The following is a 19995-nucleotide window of genomic DNA, read 5'->3' on the forward strand; positions in this document are numbered from 1 at the left end:
ATGTCTATCCCACTTTCACTGATTGATTTTGCCACCATTTTTGAGGGCGAAAGGCCTGGTGACAGCTTCAAACGATCAGTGGCATTGGCGCAAAAAGCTGAAGGTTTAGGCTTCAAGCGCATTTGGTACGCAGAGCATCACAACATGGAGAGCATTTCTTCAGCTGCGCCTGCAGTGCTTATTTCTCACATCGGTGCACACACCAACACTATTCGTTTGGGTGCCGGTGGCGTCATGCTGCCCAACCACTCCCCATATGTCATCGCTGAGCAGTTCGGCACCTTGGCGGAGTTGTACCCAGACCGCATCGACCTCGGCCTGGGCCGTGCCCCTGGCACGGACATGAATACCTTGCGCGCTTTACGACGCGACCCTCAGTCCGCCGAGAACTTCCCGTCCGACGTTGTCGAGCTGAACTCTTACCTCACCGGCCGTTCCCGTCTCCCAGGGGTTAACGCAATTCCAGGCAAGGGCACCAACGTACCGCTGTACATCTTGGGTTCATCCCTCTTTGGTGCACAATTGGCAGCACAGTTGGGTATGCCTTATTCCTTCGCATCCCACTTCGCACCAACTCACCTTGAGCACGCGGTGCAAACCTACCGGGATAACTACCAGCCTTCAGAGCAGCATCCTGAGCCTTATGTCATTGCGGCCGTCAATGTCACCGCATCTGATTCCACTGAACAAGCCCACGATGATTTCTACAAGGTAGCGCGTGCACGCGTGAAGAACATGGCATTGCGTGGCCGACAAGTTACTGATGAGCAACTTGATGAACTCATGGATTCACCAGCTGCTCGCCAAATTGTCGACATGCTTCACTACACCGCTATAGGCACTGGATCCGAAGTTAAAGAATACTTAGACGGTTTTGTAAAGACGGCACAGGCTGATGAACTGATGATCTCCCTGCAATCCCCCAACACTGAAGCAACCACGCGCAATATGGAGATTCTTGCGGATGCGTGGATTAATTAGTACCGATGGGCCGGTAGACAACCCGGGGGTCTGCTATTTAAATTTTCTCCGCTCGTCCTGTCATGATTGTTCGGTTATCTTTTAAAATCAAACAGGCGTGTCAAAGATTCCATTTTTAGGAATTCTTGGCACGCCTGCAAGGTTTACCGAACGTGTGGCTTTAAGCCCTCCTCGCAATATCCCTGTAAAATCGCCCAGCAGCGCTTCTAGAAGGTGTGACGTTCAGGTTTTCCACAAGGCTGGGTTTTTACCAACGATTCTCTGCCGTCCCACCCCACGCGGGATACTTAAACAGGGTGGGAGGTGCGTCGAAAAGCAATCGTTTAAATATCGTATTCGTCCCTGGACTGGGGGCGAGTTTGCTCGACGATCTTAAAACGAGACCCCATCTCTTGGGCTTCCTCAGGATCGTCGACCACATCACCAACTACCCCAAGATCACCTTCAATGACTACGTTGCCTGGGATAACAATGTTACCGTCCTCATCATGCTCGAGGGCAGGCATCAGCAAGGGGTTGCCCTCGTCATCATAGCCCGGGGCTGGTTGGGACGAATGCTCTTCAAGTTTTTCTGGTGTATCAGTCTTTTCCCACTGACGAGTCTGCACACGACGAACCGCAGCAGCATCTTCACTCATGCCTTTAAGCAAAGAAAACATCATGACAAATTGCACGAGGAAGAATGGGAAAGCCACGATGATAACCACTTCTTGCAGCGTGGCAATACCAGAGGATGGGGAAATGATCAGCAAGGAACCTGCGACCGCCCCAATGGTGCAGGCCCACATCACGCGGTAACTAGTCGGTGTTTGATTTTCTGCACCGGTAGCGAACATATCGTTAACTAGCGCTGCGGAATCGATGGAGGTGATAAAGAAAATCACAATAATTACCAATGCCAACGCGGAGACAATTCCAGTCAGCGGATACTCTTGCAGCACATTAAAAAGCGCTGCTGGCACGTCACCTTCAACAACAGTTGGCTGGGTCAAGAAACCTGGGTTACTCAGTTCCACTTCGATGCCTGCACGACCAAAGATAGAGAACCAAACTACGCCAAAGATCGCTGGCAGAGCTAGAACCCCACCAATAAATTCACGGACGGTACGTCCACGCGAAATACGCGCCACGAACATGCCGACATATGGCGACCAACAAATAGTCCATGCCCAATAGAACACCGTCCATTTGCCCTGCCAGCCTGGGTTATCTTGGAAAGAGTCAGTCCAAAACATCAGATTAGGCATCCAGGATGCGTAGATTCCGAAGGATTCTACGAGAAAGCGCAGCAATGTGAGGGTTGGACCAGTGAACAAGATGAAGAACATCAACGCAACGGCCATTGCAATATTAATGTTGGACAGTAACTTAATGCCCTTATCCAAACCGGAAGCAACGGAAATACATGCAACCGCGGTGATGATCAAGATGATCAAAAGCTGAACCCACGATACTTGCGGGGTGCTCCATAGTTTGTTCATACCTGCATTGATTTGCAGCACACCAAGACCTACTGACACAGCAATACCAAACGTGGTGCCTACGATGGCCAGTACATCGATGAGCTTGCCGGGTGTGGAATAAATGCGCTTACCCAAGATCGGAGAAAACACAGAGGATAGACGGGGAGGTAGCTTACGTTTGTAAATAAAGTATCCCAATGATAATCCTGGGAGTGCCATGATTACCCACATGTGAATACCGAAGTGATAGAAAGTATAAGCAAAAGCCTGCACAATTGCGGCTTCACTCATGGATTCTTCATTTGCCATTGGCACGTTGAACGCGTGGTTAATCGGTTCGGCAACACCCCAAAACATTAAGACTGCACCGACACCGCCAGCAAAAAGCATACAGAACCACACGATTAGGGTGTGCTCGGGGTCATCATCGTCATCACCAAGTTTTACCCGGCCATACCGGGATGCAAAGATACCCATGAGGAAAATGAAAACCAAGGAGACACCCCCGATATACATCCACCCTAAATTTTCTAAGAGCCAGCCGGCAATCGCGGAAAAGGTTGTTCGAGCTTTCTCGCCTAGCGCAATTGTGGCGATGACAAACACCACGATAAAACCGACAGAAATGGAAAAAATGAACGGGTCTGATTTGAGACCCTTTTTATTTTTCCCTTCAGGCTCGGTCGTGATAGCTATATTTGAGCTCATCTCATTCTTCCAATCAGTGGATAACTACGAATCTGAAAGATTACCGAGAAATTCCCAGATTCTCACCTTCATGAAGAATTTTAACCAGAACTTGTCTAAAGTCTTACCCTGGAATATTTGGGAGCATGATCAGTTATCACAGTGAAATCAAAGTCGCCCCAAGCGATCCAAATTTAACTCAGGTTTTTCACTTAACAAAATCTCCGCCAACTCAAACGGCTGTGGTTGTGCACCGGACGGAAAATTAACAATATATGGTTGTACAGAATGTACACCTGTCACATTTGCACGTTCCTTGATGTGGTGAGGCAGGAGCGCCATATACGAACCTGATTTCAGGTCTGACCATAATTGCACTGTATCTAATTCTTCTATAGCAAAGCTTATGCCACTGCCGGGGATCCGCACCTGATCATCAACGATTAATACTGCTTGTCGACGCCGCCCCCACACCACGCACATAGACCCGATGGCGGCCACAATGCCGCAGCCCGGCAGCGTAGCTGCCACCAAATAAAGGGTATGCATGGTTCCTTCAGCGCTTTGCAGAGCGATAAGGAAAAACAGCAGAAAAGGCGCGCACATGAGCACAAAAAGGATGCACGTAAACATCGCTTTAGATCTCATCAGCGCCGGCACACCGGTGCGCACTTTGACTGCATTCATGACCACTAATGCTAACCCTAAGATCCAAAGATAATGGAGACCGCCACCAATACGGGGAAGGAAATGAGTGTGGTGACCACCCCCGTGTCTCTCGCCATCGATTCAGCTGTTCTAAATCGCAACGCGTAGGTGTAGACATTCTGCGCTGTTGGCAGTGCACCGAGAATCACCGCCGACAACAAGGCAGTACCTTCCATACCAAAGGCTAAGGCTAAAAGTCCCGCAACAATTGGGTGCAGAACATTCTTGAACAGTGCCGCCGTAAACACATCGCGCCTGGATACCTGCCCCTTTTCCAGGATCTTGCTCTTGGACAAGGACAGTCCGAACACCACCAAAGCCAGTGGCACTGAAGCATTCGCCAACATTTCCACTGGCTGAGCAATCACCACGGGCACGCTCATCGAAGTCAAAGACACAGCAATACCGGCAATCGCTGCGAGCACCATGGTGTTGGTTAGTGGCGTGACCAGGAGGTTGCGCACCAAGTTGGTGGATTTCTTGTTGGTCAGCATCTCCATGATGGTCATGGTGATCGGTGCGTAGAACGCCACCTGGAACAAAATCACGGGAATCACCACGGTGAAATCATCCAAAATATAGGCTGCCAAAGGGATACCCAGGTTACCGGCGTTGGCGTAGGACGCAGCTAGCATGCCGATCACCGATACTGCGGCAGTTCTTTTGATCACGAACCGCATGAGTAGGAAAAACAGGAAACCTACGATCAACGCAGAGAGTGCAATGACAACGAAGTTCAGAGAGAAAATCGTCGAGGTATCTGACTTGGTGACCCGATCAAACAACAACGCTGGGGTGGCCACGTAATAGACAAACAGGCTCAAAGGTTTCTGGGCATGTGTGCCCAAGGTGTCTCTTCTACCGAGAATCCAACCTATTCCGATGACGATGAACACCACCGTGAAACCCATGAGCACCTGTTGCATGATCGTTATTGTGCCATGTTGTTTTGCTCCAAGATGCTTAAGACCACCTCTGCAAGGTGCGTTGCTTGTTTTCCGGTGCCTTGTTCGATCTGGGTGCGGCAGGAGAAACCGTCAGCAATCACATGTCCTTCTGCTTTTCTGACCTTGGGGAACAGCTCTCGTTCACCAAGTGCGAAGGACATTTCAGCGTGGTCTTTTTCAAAGCCCCAGTTTCCGGCAAGCCCGCAACAACCGGTGGCAATTTGTTCATCTTTTACACCCAAAGCTTCAAGAACGAGTGCCGATTGTTGTGGGTCGCCTAGCGAACGCTCGTGGCAGTGCACCTGGGTAAGCGCAGTTGATTCTGTTAGCTGGATGCTTCCAGACTCGACTAGCTCGGTGATCTTTGGTGCGATGACTTCAGCGAATGGTTTGGTCAGTGCTGCAAGGCGTGCCAGATCAGGGTTATCGGAGAGTTCTGTTGCCTCATCTTGAAGCATGACGGTGCACGAGGGTTCCAAACCAACGACTGTTAGACCTTGGTCCAGGTAGGGTTTCATCACTTTCGCCGTTTGTTCTAGGACTTTCTTTGTCATGCTCAATTGGCCGGTGGAATGCCAGGTGAGTCCACAGCAGACGAAGCCATCAGGGATGACCACGTTGTATCCGAGGGCTTCGAGAGTTTTGATCGCTGCGTGAGCTGGTCCGGTGTCGAGGTTGGTGTTGAAGGAATCGGGCCACAGCACCACCGTTTCACCTGAGTTTTTCTTCGGCTTGTACTTGCGCAGCGAGCGGTGGGCGAAGGAAATCAACGGGCGATCAGCGAGCCCGCCGACCTTGCGCACCACTGGGGCGGTGAGTGCTGACTGCATAGTGGCGTCGATAAGCGTAGGAAGAAGCGGTATTTTATGGGCAACGTGTCCCAGAAGCGGCAGCCAGCCCATGACGTAATGGGCCATGGGGCGAAGTCGGCCGGCGTAGTGTTTGTCCAGGAATTCGGCTTTGTAGGTGGACATGTCGACGTTGACGGGACATTCCGATGCGCATGCTTTGCAGGAAAGGCACAGGTCAAGGGCTTCATTGACTTCTTCGCTGCGGTAGCCGTCGGCGATGGATTCACCGCGGAACATTTCAGAGAGCAAGCGGGCGCGGCCTCTGGTGGAGTGCACTTCGTCGCCGGTGATTTGGAAGGACGGGCACATCGCGTCGGATTCTGAGCGGCATGCGGATACACCCACGCAGCGATTCACCGCGTTGATCATGGAACCTTTGTCTTTAGAGAATTTGTGTACGGGCGTGATGTCGAGGGCGCGCTGGCCCGGGTCCATGCGAAGTCCTTGCATGACAGGATCTGCCCAGACCAACACTCCCGGATTGAAGATGCGCTGGGGATCGAAAATCAGCTTGAATTCTTCGAAGAGTGCACGCATTTCTGCTGAGTACATGCGGTCAAGGAAGGATGAGCGGGCGCGACCGTCTCCATGCTCGCCCGAGAGGCTGCCACCATAAGACGCCACCAAGGTGGAGGCTTCATTCATGAACGCCTCGAATTTCTTCAGGCCTTCCTTGGTGGAGAAATCAAAACTAATGCGGACGTGGACGCAGCCTTCACCAAAGTGGCCAAAAGGAATGCCCTTGTAATCAAACTTATCCATCAGCGCATAAAGATCGCGGAGATAATCAGCCAGGTTTTCTGGAGGTACTGCAGAGTCTTCCCAATTGGGCCACGCTTCCCCACCATCAGCTAAGCGCGTGACAATGCCCGCCGAGGATTCACGGATGCGCCACAATTCCCGCATTTCAGAAGGCTCAGACACGACCACGTAATCAATGGTGTCAACGGCGGTTGCGACTTCCTCGGCGGCTTGTACCGCGGCCTGCAGGGTGTCACTTCCTGTCTCGCAGTACAACCATCCGCCGGCTTCAATGCCGATGCGGTTTCCTGGAAGATTCTGCCCAGCTTCTGATTGTCCCTGTTTACTGCGCAGCGCAGCGAGGAGATCTCCGCCCATGCCTTCAATGGTTGCTACCCCAGGCAGTCGCAATTTGGCGGCTGCTCGGGCGGCGTCAAAAACTGTGTCGAAAGCCAGGACAGCAAGCGCTTTCACTTTGGGTGTTGGAACCAACTTCACCGTCAACCGAGTAATGATTCCAATGGTTCCCTCGGTGCCCGCCATTGCTTTGGCCATGTCGTGGGCAAGATAGTGCAAACCGTAGCCCGACACTTGGCGAGGGAAACGACCCAGTTCTTTACTAATAAGGTCCTGATTCTTGGACGCTAAGTCGGTGAGCTTCTGATTGATCTCAGCATCATCGCAGCCATCTTTTGTCACAGTGACTTCTCGGCCATCGCTGAGCATGAGCGTGACATCCACGAGATTTTCCGCAGCTGTACCGAATGCAACCGAGTGTGAACCACACGCATTGTTGGCAACCATGCCACCGATCGTGCACCGGGAATGCGTGGAAGGATCCGGGCCGTAAGTCAATCCGAATTCTGCGGCTGCATCGCGCAAGGCATCACACACCACACCGGGTTCCACAACTGCAGTTTGTGCAACTGGATCAATATCTAAAATGCGGTTGAAATAGCGCGACGTATCGATGATCAAACCTTCACCGATCGCATTTCCAGCAACCGAGCTTCCTCCACCGCGACCAACAACAGACCATCCTCGTGCCACCGCAACAGCAATGGCGTCTCGGATTTGTTCCACATTTTCGGGTTCAGCTACAGCCGCAGGGACGCGTCTAAAAATTCCTGCATCAGAAGAATATGCTGCACGGGTTGCCATATCCGTGCGCAGCTTCGCACGAGAATGCTGGCTAAATACTTCTGGGTCGAGTCTGTTGAATTTGATGGTGTGAGTCATGGTGGGTCCTTTTATGAAATTCGATCTAAGCGGGCTTTGAGTAACATGTTACCGGCTACTGTGGTGAATTGTGCGATAATGTCAGACATGCCAACAAAAAGGGTTGCCCCCGCACGCTCACTCACCGACCAAGTCATGGATTTCGTCCGCGAATCCACCCTTGATAAAACAATGGTCACCGGAGAGTGGTACAGCGTTTACCAGGTCAGCGACCAATTAGGCATCTCCCGCTCCCCCGTCAGAGACGCGCTGCTCCGCCTGGAAGAAGCAGGGCTCATCCGCTTCACCAGGAACCGCGGATTCCAAATTGTCGAAACCAAACCCTCTGATGTCGCCGAAATTTTTGCCCTTCGTCTAGGCATTGAACCCGCCGCAGCATACCGGGCAGCACAGCTACGCACCGAAGAACAGCTCGGCGAAGCAGATGACATCATTACACTCATGGCGCAAGCCAAGGCCGACAATGACGAAGAAGCATTTTTCACCCATGACCGGCAGTTTCACCGACAAATCATGACCATGGGACACTCCCAACGCGGGGCTGACCTGGTAGAAAAACTACGCGCACACACCCGTATCCTCGGTGCTTCTACTGCCGGGAACAAACGCACCCTTGGCGATATTTTGGAAGAACACGAACCAATCTTGGATGCCATCAAACGACAATCAGCAGAAATGGCCCGAGCCACCATGCGGGAGCATATCCAAGTCACCGGAAAGCTACTACTAGAACAAGCAGTGGAAAAATCCGGCGAAGGAGATGCTCAGAAGATTTGGGATCAGTACACTGCGGGAGTTTAGGCATATTTACCTAATCAATTTCATGCTGAACAGTATCGGAGCCAGTTGGACGGCCGGGCCGGTACCTCAACACAAATGCACACACTGCACAAAGTGTCGCAGAACCAAACGCCCATGGAGCAATATTCTGAGTTGCGCCAGTAACCAGGTCTTCACTCAGCATAATCACTCCCACTGTTTGAACACCGACAATAAGGGTGCCACCGATGAGGAAAGCCACTAGAAATACGGCAAACAGAACACTAAATAGTTTGAAAATTGAGTTCATTTTTACCCCTTTAACCTGTAGGAACAATCACTGGCAAGAATCCCATTCCAACTAGCCATGCAAGCAAAACCACGGGGACAACAAAGTACATAATTAACGGAACGAACATCTTCGTCGGGTTTGCATCGGCGATCGCAGCTGAAAGATAAATCGGTGCGCCTACCGGTGGGGATGCGCCTTCAGTGGAAGTGCACAGCAAGATCACTACGATAGCCACAGTTGGATCAATGCCTACTGCAGCCAAGGCAGCGACAGCGGGGGCACCGATCGCTGCTGCAGTAGCTGTTGATGACAATGGGGTTGCCACCACAATGCACATAATGCAGACAATGATCACCATGACAGACTTAGGTAGGTCCATGGAATCAAGCCAGTTAGACAACTGCGGGCCAACTCCTAGTTCTTCCATGATGTTCGCTGCAGCAAGCGCAGAAAACAGCGAAATCCCTACGGTGGCAAATTGTGGCAAGTCCTTGGAAATTTGAACCCTAAAGTGTGCCATGTTGTTAGCAATTCGTTTACGCCCTTCAATCAGAGCAATTGCCGTAATCAGAATTGGCACCCACACGATGATCGACATCGATTTAACACCAGACTCCCCAACTCCATGTGTCTTTAACCATTCAGACAATGGGCCGATTGTGAGGATTACGGGGATCAAAATTCCAAGGAAGATCAACGGTGAACGCCATCCAGCCTTCATTGCCTCGACAAATGACACCCGTTGATCATCAGGGGTGGCAGGAATTTTATCTTTACGTGTCCAGTAAAAGACGACCGCCAAGCGATAGAGCACTGCATATGCACCTCCACACGCTAGGGCAATATACACCTGAGAGGCCGAAGAAGCTGCTGCAGCTGGCAATGCCAAAATGATGAACATTGTTGAGTTGGGAGGCAACGCAACGCCAAGGCCAGAGTTGCCTGCGACTAGCGTTGCAGACCTTTCAGCAGTCCACCCGGTCCTTTTCATCCAAGGAATCGTGACAGAACCAACCGTCGCAGAGTTTCCGGCCGTTGACCCAGCAATGAGTCCAATCAACGCAGATCCAAGGGTGGAAACATAACCTGCGCCACCTCGAAGCCTGCCAAAAATTGAGTTGAGGATTGCAATTAATCGATCGATCAATCCTGTTGATTGCACAACGATTCCCATGAAAACAAAGGCCATACCTGCGAAAGTAACTTCTGATTGTGCAGCATCTACTACAGCGTCAAATAGTAACGTCGGCGCATTTGCGCCGCCGACTAGCGCAGTTCCAACTAAACCAACCAGCAATGCCTCTGAAATTTCTCGTTTCAAGAACACATTCAGCATGACGGCAATTGCGATAAAAACGAGCAGAGCGATGATTCCCATAAGCGCCTCCTTTAAGTGACCGAAAAAACCGTAGCATGTTACATGTGATTGAATTGACTTAAAGTGGCATCAACTTCGTGGAATTTTCACCCAAAAAGTGTCCCCTTACCCCAAAATCCCACGTCAGTGGATTACATCACACCTTTAAGAACTGTGAGACGTACCTCTATATGGGGGTGAAAGAACCGTTTAAGGCCCTCACTCCAAAGAGTCAGGCACCTCTAGGCAGAAATGGAGAGAAGGAGGGAAACGTCGAAAAGCGAGCGCCTAATTGCTCAAGCCCGCAGCCCTCTCGCGAACCTTGCGCGCGACTTGGCGGTTGTTGATGAACATGGGGATCCAGCCCAGAATGCACAGACCTGCAACGATGAAAAGAATGAGCGAGACAGTCATTTCGAAGCCGACGGAAGTCGCGGACGTGTAGCCGTCGGCAATCGCAGCCTGCACGCCGGAGCGAAATGCCCAGGAAGTCACCCCAATAAATAGTGCAGGGGCGATCAATCCCTTGGCCCACGCCCCGAAAACGCAGGCGGCGAGGGTGCTCATGAAGGCGGCCGGCATGAACAGGGATACCAAATCGTTGGTGGCGCAGCTGCCTCCCCCGCAGCAGAGATGAGGGCAACGAGGATTTTCCATTGGCGGAGGTTCATGCGGCGGGTATCCATTGCCTTCCATTTTAGTTTTCCATTTAGTTTCCCGGATCACACCGACTAATCTCAGAAGCCATGAAGATCACGCGCGGACTCCTGCCATCATTGCTGTTGGCAAGCACAATCGTGGTGTCGTCATGCTCTGCTGGATCGACTGCGTATCAGCAGCCCCCTGCTGTTGATCAATCATCCATTGTCATTGCTACCACGGCTGCTGCGGCGTCACTTGATTTCACCAATGCTGCGGGCGCTGCTATTCCGCAGGCCATGATGTCCAATATTTACGAGGGGCTTGTGCGCATCGATGCGGAGGGTGAGATTCAGCCGCTGCTTGCCAAGTCGTGGGATATTTCAGACGATCGCACCGAGTACATTTTCCATTTGCGGGAGGGTGTGCTGTTTTCCAACGGCGATCCCTTCAATGCTGATTCCGCGAAGTTTTCCATTGATCGGGTAAAAACTGACTGGACCAATGGTTTGAAAAGTGGCATGGATGTGGTGGAGTCCACCGAGGTAATTGACGATCACACGCTGAAAGTTTCGCTGGTCAGGCCGTCCAACCAATGGTTGTGGAGCATGGGTACCGCGATCGGTGCCATGATGACGGAGGGGGGCGTCGATAAGCTGGCAACTGATCCCGTTGGCACCGGCCCGTACACGGTGACGCACTGGGCGCCGGGCCGCGCAATTGGGTTCGGCGCGCGGGCCGATTATTGGGGGCAGAAGCCGCTTAACGAAGCCGCAACCATCCGTTACTTCAGCGATGCGACGGCCTCGACCAATGCGCTGCAAAGCGGTGACGTGGACGTGATTTGGGCGATGCAAGCGCCCGAACAGCTGGCTACGCTGCAGGAATACACCGTGGAAGTGGGCACAACCAATGGTGAGATGTTGCTGTCGATGAATAATCAGCGTGCACCTTTTGATGATGTGCGTGTGCGCCAGGCGGTGATGTTTGCGATTGATCGCCAAGCCGTCATTGACACCGCGTTGGAAGGCTACGGCACCGACACTGGTGGCGCGCCTGTTCCGCCGACTGATCCGTGGTACGAGAAATCCACGATGTACCCCTACGATCCGGACCGCGCACGGGCATTGTTAGAGGAGGCCGGCGCTGAGGGAACGCGGATCACCATGTCCATTCCTTCGTTGCCGTACGCTCAGGCAGCCTCTGAAATCCTGTACTCGCAACTGCGAGATGTTGGTTTTGATCCTGTGATTGAATCAACCGAGTTCCCAGCCGTCTGGTTGGCACAAGTCATGGGGCAAAAAGACTACGACATGTCACTAATCGCGCATGTGGAACCCCGCGACATCCCCACGCTGTTTAGCCCCAACTACTATTTGGGCTTTGACGACGCCGAAACCCAAGCCCTCCTCGCAGAGGCAGACAGTTCAGCAAACGAAGTGGAATTGATGCAACAAGCTGTCGATCGAATCATGGAACAAGCCGTCGCCGACAACCTCATGAACGTGGCCAACATCGTGGTGATGTCACCAGAGATCACCGGCATTGACCCCAACGTGGTGTCCGGGGCGTTGGAATTGTCGTTGATTGGTCGGAAAGAATCCGGAGTAGCGCAGTGAGTAAAACAATCGCTTGGACTGTGCTGCGGTACACCCTGACTTTTGTGATCGCCAGCATCATCATTTTTGTGCTGATTCGAGTCATCCCCGGTGACCCCGCCGCTGTTGCCCTGGGAATTACCGCGACACCAGAAGCAATCGCTGCGTTGCAATCCCAATTAGGTACTGATCAACCGCTTTTCCAACAGTACTTTTCCTGGATAGGTGGAATGCTCACTGGCGATTTCGGCACCTCGCTGAGCTCTGGCCAAGACCTTTCCCCCATCATTTTTGACCGCTTACAAGTGAGCCTCATTTTGGTGGGATGCTCCATTGTGTTGTCGTTGCTCATTGCCATTCCACTTGGTGTGCTTTCGGCCCGGCGCGGTGGCGTGATCGTTTCCGGCATCAGCCAGATTGGCATTGCGATCCCTAGTTTCCTCGCCGGTATTTTGTTGGTCGCTGTCTTCGCCGTTGGTTTGGGGTGGCTGCCCGCCAATGGTTGGATCCCGCCTTCAAAGAATTTCGGCGGATTTCTGGCCAGACTGATTCTTCCGGTTCTAGCGCTTACCGCTGTTCAAGCAGCAATTTTGACCCGCTATGTCCGCTCTGCAGTAATGGATGTCATGGGGCAAGATTTCATGCGCACCGCGAGGTCGAAAGGTATGAGCTTCAACCGCGCGTTGATCATCCACGGTCTTCGGAATGCTGCTCTTCCTGTCCTTACCGTCACTGGTTTGCAGCTAACAACCTTGGTTATCGGTGCTGTTGTGATTGAACAAGTCTTTGTCATCCCCGGTATCGGTTCGATGCTGCTGGAGTCCGTGTCCAACCGTGATCTCATCGCTGTGCAATCTATTGTCATGCTGCTGGTGGCGTTCACGTTGCTGGTTAATTTGGTGGTTGATCTGCTGTATCAGGTGGTTGATCCAAGAGTCGGTGCTGTTGGGGTTGCTAGCACTAAGGTTCCAGGGAGCGTGGCTTAAGTGACAACGATCAAAAACATGCCCCTTTCAGGGAAAATCGGTGGCTTCATCGTTGCCGTTGTATTTGTTCTTGCTGCGCTGTCTTTCATTTGGACTCCGTTTGATCCAGTTCAAGCTTTCCCACAGGAGCGCCTTGAAGGAAGTTCTTTGAGGCACCTGTTGGGAACGGATCGTTATGGTCGCGATGTTTTATCCCAGATCATGGTTGGTTCCCGCGTCACGTTGTTGGTGGGCATCATTGCGGTGGCGATCGCAGCATTAATCGGCACGCCACTGGGTATTGCTGCGGGAATGCGCCGTGGCATGGTGGAAACCTTTGTCATGCGTGGTGCCGATTTAATGTTGGCGTTCCCAGCACTGTTGTTGGCGATTATTTCCGGCGCCGTTTTCGGCGCCTCCACGTGGTCCGCGATGGTCGCGATCGGCATCGCAGGCATCCCTAGTTTTGCCCGCGTGGCTCGTGCAGGCACATTGCAGGTGACCAGTCAGGATTTCATCGCAGCTGCTCGGCTATCAAAAGTAAGTTCCGCCCGGATCGCGCTTCGCCATATTTTGCCCAACATCACCAGCATTTTGATCGTTCAGGCATCAGTAGCTTTTGCCCTGGCGATCCTGGCGGAAGCCGCATTGAGTTTCCTCGGTTTGGGCACCACTCCCCCGGATCCCAGCTGGGGTCGCATGTTGCAAACCGCTCAAGCATCCATCGGCGTCACCCCCATGTTGGCGGTGTGGCCCGGTGCTGCGATCGCTTTGACGGTCCTTGGTTTTAATCTTTTCGGTGATGGTTTACGCGATGCCATCGATCCAAAGCGGGAGGTCGGCCGTGCTTAAAGTTTCTGATTTAACGGTTGGCAACAATTTTGTCCACAACGTCTCCTTCGAGGTCAACCCCGGCGAACGCGTCGGCATCATCGGCGAGTCCGGCTCAGGCAAATCACTCACCGCGCTATCCATCATGGGTTTAACTGACCTGCCGACCACCGGCCAGATCACCTTCAACGGCAAACCCTCCGCTACATTCCGTGGCACCCGCATCGCCATGGTTTTCCAAGAACCAATGAGCGCACTCAACCCGCTCATGCGCATCGGCCGCCAAATCGAAGAAATGATGACCCTGCACGGGGCAAGCAAAAAAGACGCGCGGGCTCGCTTAAAAAGCTTGCTTATCGACGTCTCCCTCCCCGAACGCACCGCTTCGGCCTACCCACACGAACTTTCAGGCGGGCAACGCCAACGCGCACTAATCGCAATGGCGCTGGCCAATGATCCTGACCTGTTGATCTGCGATGAACCCACCACGGCTTTGGATGTGGTTGTGCAAAAACAAATCGTCGATCTGCTGCTGCGTCTCACCAAAGAACGCGGCACCGCTTTATTGTTCATCACCCACGATCTTGGACTCATCGCGCGCACCTGCGAACGCTTATTGGTGATGAAATCCGGCGAAATCGTAGAACGCGGCGACACCGAGGTAATTCTTCGCTCCCCCGCCCATTCGTATACCCAACAGCTCCTTGATGCTTCAATCCTTGACCAGCCAGAAATCGCCACAGATTCTGGCGCGCCGGTAGTGATTGATGTGGAGGAGGCGTCGAAACGCTTTAAAGAAACCACCGCCCTCCACAAGGTTTCATTGGCGGTGCGCAAAGGTGACCTGCTTGGAATCGTCGGCGGATCAGGTTCCGGCAAAACGACTCTGCTGAAGCTCATCGCCGGTTTGGATAAGCCCACAACCGGCACCGTTGCGGTAGCCGGTGGTGTGCAGATGGTGTTTCAGGATCCCCAATCAAGCCTCAACCCACGGATGAAAATCAAAGACATTGTCGCCGAACCACTGCTTGGTTGGAACGCGGCGGAGAAAACCGCACGGGTTGCGGAAGTCATCACCCAAGTGGGACTGAGCCCCGATGTCTTAGATCGCTACCCCCACGAATTCTCCGGAGGACAGCGCCAACGAATCTCCATCGCCAGAGCCCTCGCCATCAAACCAGCGATCCTGCTTGCCGACGAACCTGTCTCCGCCCTCGATGTGTCCGTACGTAAACAAGTACTGGATCTTCTCCAACAACTCGTCGAAGAATACGGCATCACCTTGGTGTTCGTCTCCCACGATCTGGCAGTGGTGAGACACCTGTGCACAACCGTGTGGGTGATGGAACAGGGACGAGTCCTTGAGCAAGGGCCCATCGATTCGGTTTATGATCACCCACAGACCGAATACACCAAGGAGCTGCTTGATGCCGTTCCGCGGTTGAGCCTTTAAACCAGCGCAGATGACAACGCAATGGTGGCCACGGTTGTATACAGTGGCCCACCGCTTCTGCCTTTTCCAGGTTCAGAAGACACCAGTTCAATCTCATCGACTGGCCATTCGGGGCCTTCGTATATAGAGAGAGCGTGGACCAGATCGGGGATGACAGGATCCCAATCGCGGCTGCGCTGTCGCTGCGTTGGTTTCGCCACGGTCAGGTGTGCACGCTGGCGTCGGCGTTCCTCAGGATCAATCAGACAATCAGCCATCAGTCGCCGCAGATCTTTGGTGTCACCACCAACACCCATCCACAAATTCTTCCGATTAAATGAGCCTGCGCCTTTGATTCTGATGGTGAATTCTTCATTGATTCGGGCTGCACTTGTCAGATGTTCAATGAGATCTTCGACTGCCCCATCAGGTAATTCTCCATAGAACGCCAACGTGATGTGCCAATTGTCTGGATCAGACCACCGCAGATCATCCTTGTAGGGACGAAGCGCGTTGATCAGATGCTCGGTGACTTCAATCGGCGGAGTGATAGACGCGAACAGTCTCATGAAGCCATAATAACCACCTTCTACAAAGATCGACGTAGAATGGAATAACCCCTTTATGAAAACGTTTGCATAACTCCGCTAAGGATGTTCCATGAATAATCGAATTGTCGTAGTCGGCTCCATCAACGCTGATCTTAATGTTCTCGTTGACCGCCACCCAGCACCTGGCGAAACACTGTTGGGCAGTGGTGGACACATCACTGCAGGAGGCAAAGGCGCCAACCAGGCAGTAGCTGCCGCTCTTCAAGGTGCAGACGTCGCCTTTGTCGGCGCTGTGGGCAAGGATCCTTACGCTGCCCCTGCTTTAGAATTCCTTCGTTCGTCAGGCGTCGACCTTACGGCAGTATCCGAAGTAGATGACACCACCGGGCTTGCAGTTATCACCGTTGCCAAAGACGGCGAGAACAATATCGTTGTCATCCCCGGCGCGAATTCCCTGGTCAATTGTGATTATGTAAGCAGCCAATCCGCTCTTTTAGCTGAAGCTGGAATCCTGTTGCTGCAAGGTGAGATCCCTGCGGATGGCTTCAAAGAGGCCATTCACCACACCATGCGTCGCGTCGTGGTGAATCTAGCGCCCGTCATCGAGGTAGAGACGTCCGCGTTACTTGAGGCTGATCCGATCATCGCCAATGAGCACGAGGCCGGCCTGATTCTGGATCAATTCGGGGCAGGCATCGATTCCATGGATCCCCACGAGCTCGCGCAAGCTCTCCTCGACGCCGGTTTCGCCTCTGTTGTTTTAACGCTTGGATCCGCAGGCGCGTTGGTCGCCGATGCCACCGGTATCACGGACATCGCCACACCAACGGTGCAGGCAGTTGACACCACGGGAGCCGGTGACGCTTTTGCCGGAGCCTTCTGCGCACGACTAATTAAAGGCGATTCGCTTATCGACGCCGCCACCCATGCAGCACGCGTCGGCGCTTACTCGGTGCAAACCGCCGGAGCGCAAGCGTCCTATCCGGACACGAGCGTTTCACTTCCCTCTGTTTAAAAAAACTATTTAAGAAGAGGTGATGTGTAACAAGATGTCATCGTGGAGGATTCGCTCCTCCGACACTTCGAAAATCTGGTTCAGGTATTCCACCTGAGCATCAAAATCATGTGCATTCATCATTGCTGATCATCATAGACCTGTTGGCAAATGAATTCACCAATTCTTTAAAGCTCTCACCCTCTTTAGGGAACTGAATGCGGTCTGTACTCAACTACTAGATCATGACTCTTGCACCTTCCACCAATGCGGTGTCGCAGCAAACAAGAAGGAACCCTTCCCAAGCGCTGCGACTTCTTCATCGACTTCACTTCTTTGCCGGCATTATCTGCGCACCGTTGATTTTCATCGCTGCGCTCACCGGACTGGTGTATGCGTTCTCCCCCACCATTGAAAACATCTCCAATCAGGAAATGCTCACGGTCACAAAGTCAGCTGACAGTACTGCTCTTCCGGTGCGTGAACAAGTAAGCATCGCCCAAGAACTCCACCCCGATTTAGGTCTCTCAGGTGTCCGGCTTGGCGATGATTCCTCCACCACCCGCGTCCTCTTCGCCGACGAGACGCTTGCTGAATCCACAGTCCGCGCCGTGTTTGTTGATCCCTACACCGGCGAGATCACCGGTGATACCACCCAATACGGAAGCTCAGCTGCACTGCCGTTTCGGCAATGGGTTTCACAAGGTCACCGCATGTTGTGGCTCGGCGAACCTGGACGAATCTATTCCGAACTTGCCGCAAGTTGGCTCGGAGTATTGGCCGTGGGCGGTTTAGCATTATGGTGGTCGCGCAACAAAAAGCCCGATCGTTTAAAGAAGATGGTGCGCACTGGTGGCCAAGGCCGAGTGAAAACGTATCGCCGACATGCAGCATTGGGCACCGTAGCGGGCTTGGGTTTTGTGTTCCTCACCTTTACTGGCCTGACCTGGTCAACTTATGCGGGATCCAACATCACGGATTTACGCACCCAACTCAATTGGACGCAGCCTTCCGTTAACGCTTCTCTAACAGCTGCCCCACAAGTGGACATGCATGATGAACACGCAGGTCATCACATGCATATGGAGTCGGCAACCTCAAGCTCAGGTTCTATAGATCTGGTGGCGGCCACGGCTATCTCCGAATTACGCACTCCCCTCACCATTACTCCCCCAGCACAAGATGGCCTCGCGTGGACTGCCACAGAAAACCGCGACGCCTACCGATTCACCACTGACACCATCGCTGTTGATGGCGACACCGGAATGCTGACCAACCGTTTGAATTCCACTGATTGGCCATTAGCTGCTCAAGCGAGTGCATGGCTCATCCAGCTTCACATGGGCACCCTGTTTGGCCTTCCCAACCAGGTTGTACTTGGGCTGTTGGCTGCCTCAATAATCGTGATGATCGGCCTTGGGTATTGGATGCTGTGGCAGCGTCGGCCACGGGAAGGTTGGCTTAGCGCTCCCAAGCGTGCAGGATTTGAAAAACCCACCTGGGGAACTATCGGGTTGGGTGTTGTGGTGATCGCGTATGGGCTTCTCGCGCCACTTTTTGCAGTTTCACTGCTCGTGTTTATTGGATTAAGCCTTGGAGTGCGGTTTATTTCTCGTGTGTCCGGGCGCGCGGACACGTCCAACTAAGAACACCAAACCACACTGCCCACGAATCCTGGAAATGGGATCCGTGGGCATCTGTGACTGGTTTTAAGACCTCAAAACCGGTCAGAAATGCCCACGAAACTGAAAAACAGTTTTCGTGGGCAGCGTGGTTTGGTCTGGCTCAAAAACTAGATAAGAACTCGAAAAAGTCGACTCTCTGTATAGCCGTTAGAAGCTCCAACATGAGCTCATCCAAGGGCACGCCCATTTGAAAAACTCAGCGCCTCTAACGGGCAGCAAATAAGTTAGCTGGAAACCGCGACGGATTCCTTCTTCCTTGATGCCTTAGTCAAAGGCCTGTTTCGTACCAGCCCAACATAAACTGCGCCGGTGATGTTGTGGACCAAGGCAGCGACAGCACCTGGAAGGGCTGCTTCTGGGGTGAAGAATCGTCCTGCCATTCCCGATGCGAGGCCTGCGGATTGCGTTCCGATTTCAATCGCCATGGTGCGGTTTGCTGCTTCTGGGAATTTGAATACACGGCCGGTGAGGTATCCCACAACGTATCCAAGTACGTTGTGCACGATAACTGCAACGAACACGATGAGTCCGACAGACACGAGTCGTTCCGCGTTGGCTGCGACTGCGCCGAACACCACGCCACCGATACCGAGGATGGAGAGATAAGGAAGGATCGGCAAAATCTTGTCGATCCACTTGTTCAAGAAGACACGCAGAACTAGGCCGATGATCACAGGCAGCAGCACTGTTTGTACCAAAGTCCACGCCATGCCTCCACCATCGACGGCGGTTTCAGTACCTGCCAGCATGAGCATGAGGAAAGGCGTCATGATTGGGGAAACAATGGTGGACACAGAGGTCATGGTGACCGATAGCGCGACATCTCCTCGGGCGAGGAACGCAATCACATTGGAGGAGGTGCCACCCGGAACGGATCCCAGCATGAGAAGGCCAACGGCGAGTGCTGGGTTGAGGTTGAACATTTTCGCAACCACGATCGCCAGGAATGGCATGATGACAAACTGCGCTACTACACCGATCAAGATAGGCAGTGGACGTTTAAGCACCATCTGAAAATCGGGCACCGTCAAGGTCAAACCCATGGTGAACATGATGATCGTGAGGAAGATATTAATGTAGTTTGTCAGCGGAATGAATGGTTCCGGGAAGATAAACGCAATGATCGCGCCCAGCAGAATGAAAGTTGGAAACGCGTAAATAATTATGGCCGCTGAACGGCCTTCTTCTGTTTTGGACACTAGAAAACTCCAAGAAAGTTAAAACTGAAATGGTCGTGCTAGTGGTGGGCACAGAATTAATCGCTGGTGTGCGAAC

At 52.7% G+C, this 19995-nt stretch carries 17 protein-coding genes; 8 read left to right on the forward strand and 9 right to left on the reverse strand.

The genetic code is table 11. The annotated features are described in order from the left end of the window. Complete coding sequence (locus KW808_RS11485) at positions 1-981, forward strand: LLM class flavin-dependent oxidoreductase (RefSeq protein WP_003859412.1); 981 nt, start codon at positions 1-3, stop codon at positions 979-981. Positions 982-1304: 323 nt separating this feature from the next. Here KW808_RS11485 and KW808_RS11490 read toward each other — a convergent pair whose 3' ends face one another. The 4 genes from KW808_RS11490 to KW808_RS11505 form a co-directional block, all read right to left on the reverse strand. Further along, positions 1305-3152: a BCCT family transporter gene (locus KW808_RS11490; protein WP_003859411.1), complete on the reverse strand. Its 1848-nt coding sequence runs from the start codon at positions 3150-3152 to the stop codon at positions 1305-1307. A gap of 147 nt (positions 3153-3299) precedes the next feature. Then, positions 3300-3818: a hypothetical protein gene (locus KW808_RS11495; protein ID WP_003859410.1), complete on the reverse strand. Its 519-nt coding sequence runs from the start codon at positions 3816-3818 to the stop codon at positions 3300-3302. 17 nt (positions 3819-3835) lie between these two features. After that, complete coding sequence (locus KW808_RS11500; RefSeq protein WP_003859408.1) at positions 3836-4765, reverse strand: AEC family transporter; 930 nt, start codon at positions 4763-4765, stop codon at positions 3836-3838. A gap of 5 nt (positions 4766-4770) precedes the next feature. Continuing rightward, complete coding sequence (locus tag KW808_RS11505) at positions 4771-7617, reverse strand: FAD-binding and (Fe-S)-binding domain-containing protein (RefSeq protein WP_003859406.1); 2847 nt, start codon at positions 7615-7617, stop codon at positions 4771-4773. A 78-nt stretch (positions 7618-7695) separates the two neighbouring features. On the opposite strand from KW808_RS11505, the gene KW808_RS11510 reads away from it, so the two are divergent. Next, positions 7696-8418, forward strand: coding sequence for a GntR family transcriptional regulator (locus KW808_RS11510; RefSeq protein WP_003859404.1), 723 nt, complete (start codon positions 7696-7698; stop codon positions 8416-8418). A gap of 10 nt (positions 8419-8428) precedes the next feature. On the opposite strand, the gene KW808_RS11515 is transcribed toward KW808_RS11510, so the two are convergent. From KW808_RS11515 to KW808_RS11525, 3 genes are all read right to left on the reverse strand, one after another. Continuing rightward, a complete protein-coding gene (locus KW808_RS11515; protein ID WP_034983851.1) occupies positions 8429-8686 on the reverse strand; it encodes a hypothetical protein in 258 nt (85 codons plus the stop codon). Positions 8687-8696: 10 nt separating this feature from the next. Then, positions 8697-10046 carry a TRAP transporter permease gene (locus KW808_RS11520; RefSeq protein ID WP_003859402.1) on the reverse strand — a complete coding sequence of 450 codons (1350 nt, stop codon included), beginning with the start codon at positions 10044-10046 and terminating at the stop codon, positions 8697-8699. A 267-nt stretch (positions 10047-10313) separates the two neighbouring features. After that, a complete protein-coding gene (locus KW808_RS11525) occupies positions 10314-10682 on the reverse strand; it encodes a hypothetical protein (protein WP_044394316.1) in 369 nt (122 codons plus the stop codon). An 89-nt stretch (positions 10683-10771) separates the two neighbouring features. Here KW808_RS11525 and KW808_RS11530 point away from each other — a divergent pair, with 89 nt between their 5' ends. From KW808_RS11530 to KW808_RS11545, 4 genes are read left to right on the forward strand one after another with little or no spacing between them, the layout of a single operon-like run. Next, positions 10772-12283, forward strand: coding sequence for an ABC transporter substrate-binding protein (locus KW808_RS11530; protein WP_003859398.1), 1512 nt, complete (start codon positions 10772-10774; stop codon positions 12281-12283). Then, positions 12280-13248 carry an ABC transporter permease gene (locus KW808_RS11535; RefSeq protein WP_003859396.1) on the forward strand — a complete coding sequence of 323 codons (969 nt, stop codon included), beginning with the start codon at positions 12280-12282 and terminating at the stop codon, positions 13246-13248. Before KW808_RS11530 ends, KW808_RS11535 begins: the two co-directional genes overlap by 4 nt. After that, positions 13249-14079, forward strand: a complete 831-nt coding sequence (locus KW808_RS11540) for an ABC transporter permease (protein WP_003859394.1) — start codon at positions 13249-13251, stop codon at positions 14077-14079. It abuts the gene before it with no gap. Beyond that, positions 14072-15511, forward strand: a complete 1440-nt coding sequence (locus KW808_RS11545) for a dipeptide ABC transporter ATP-binding protein (RefSeq protein ID WP_003859393.1) — start codon at positions 14072-14074, stop codon at positions 15509-15511. The genes KW808_RS11540 and KW808_RS11545 overlap by 8 nt, the downstream gene beginning before the upstream one ends. On the opposite strand, the gene thpR is transcribed toward KW808_RS11545, so the two are convergent. Continuing rightward, positions 15508-16059 (reverse strand): RNA 2',3'-cyclic phosphodiesterase, encoded by a 552-nt coding sequence (gene thpR / locus KW808_RS11550; RefSeq protein ID WP_003859391.1) that lies wholly within the window; start codon positions 16057-16059, stop codon positions 15508-15510. The genes KW808_RS11545 and thpR overlap by 4 nt on opposite strands. Before the next feature lie 91 nt (positions 16060-16150). Here thpR and rbsK2 point away from each other — a divergent pair, with 91 nt between their 5' ends. Both rbsK2 and KW808_RS11560 read left to right on the forward strand, forming a co-directional pair. After that, positions 16151-17056, forward strand: a complete 906-nt coding sequence (gene rbsK2, locus KW808_RS11555; RefSeq protein ID WP_003859389.1) for a ribokinase RbsK2 — start codon at positions 16151-16153, stop codon at positions 17054-17056. A gap of 224 nt (positions 17057-17280) precedes the next feature. After that, a complete protein-coding gene (locus KW808_RS11560) occupies positions 17281-18681 on the forward strand; it encodes a PepSY-associated TM helix domain-containing protein (protein WP_003859386.1) in 1401 nt (466 codons plus the stop codon). Positions 18682-18944: 263 nt separating this feature from the next. Here the strand turns inward: KW808_RS11560 and KW808_RS11565 are convergent, their stop codons facing one another. Then, the gene (locus KW808_RS11565; protein WP_003859383.1) at positions 18945-19919 is read right to left on the reverse strand and encodes a bile acid:sodium symporter family protein; all 975 of its coding nucleotides are present in this window, start codon (positions 19917-19919) and stop codon (positions 18945-18947) included. Positions 19920-19995 lie beyond the last annotated feature (76 nt).

The sequence above is a fragment of the [Brevibacterium] flavum genome (assembly GCF_019317305.1).
GTDB classification, from domain to species: Bacteria; Actinomycetota; Actinomycetes; order Mycobacteriales; family Mycobacteriaceae; genus Corynebacterium; species Corynebacterium glutamicum.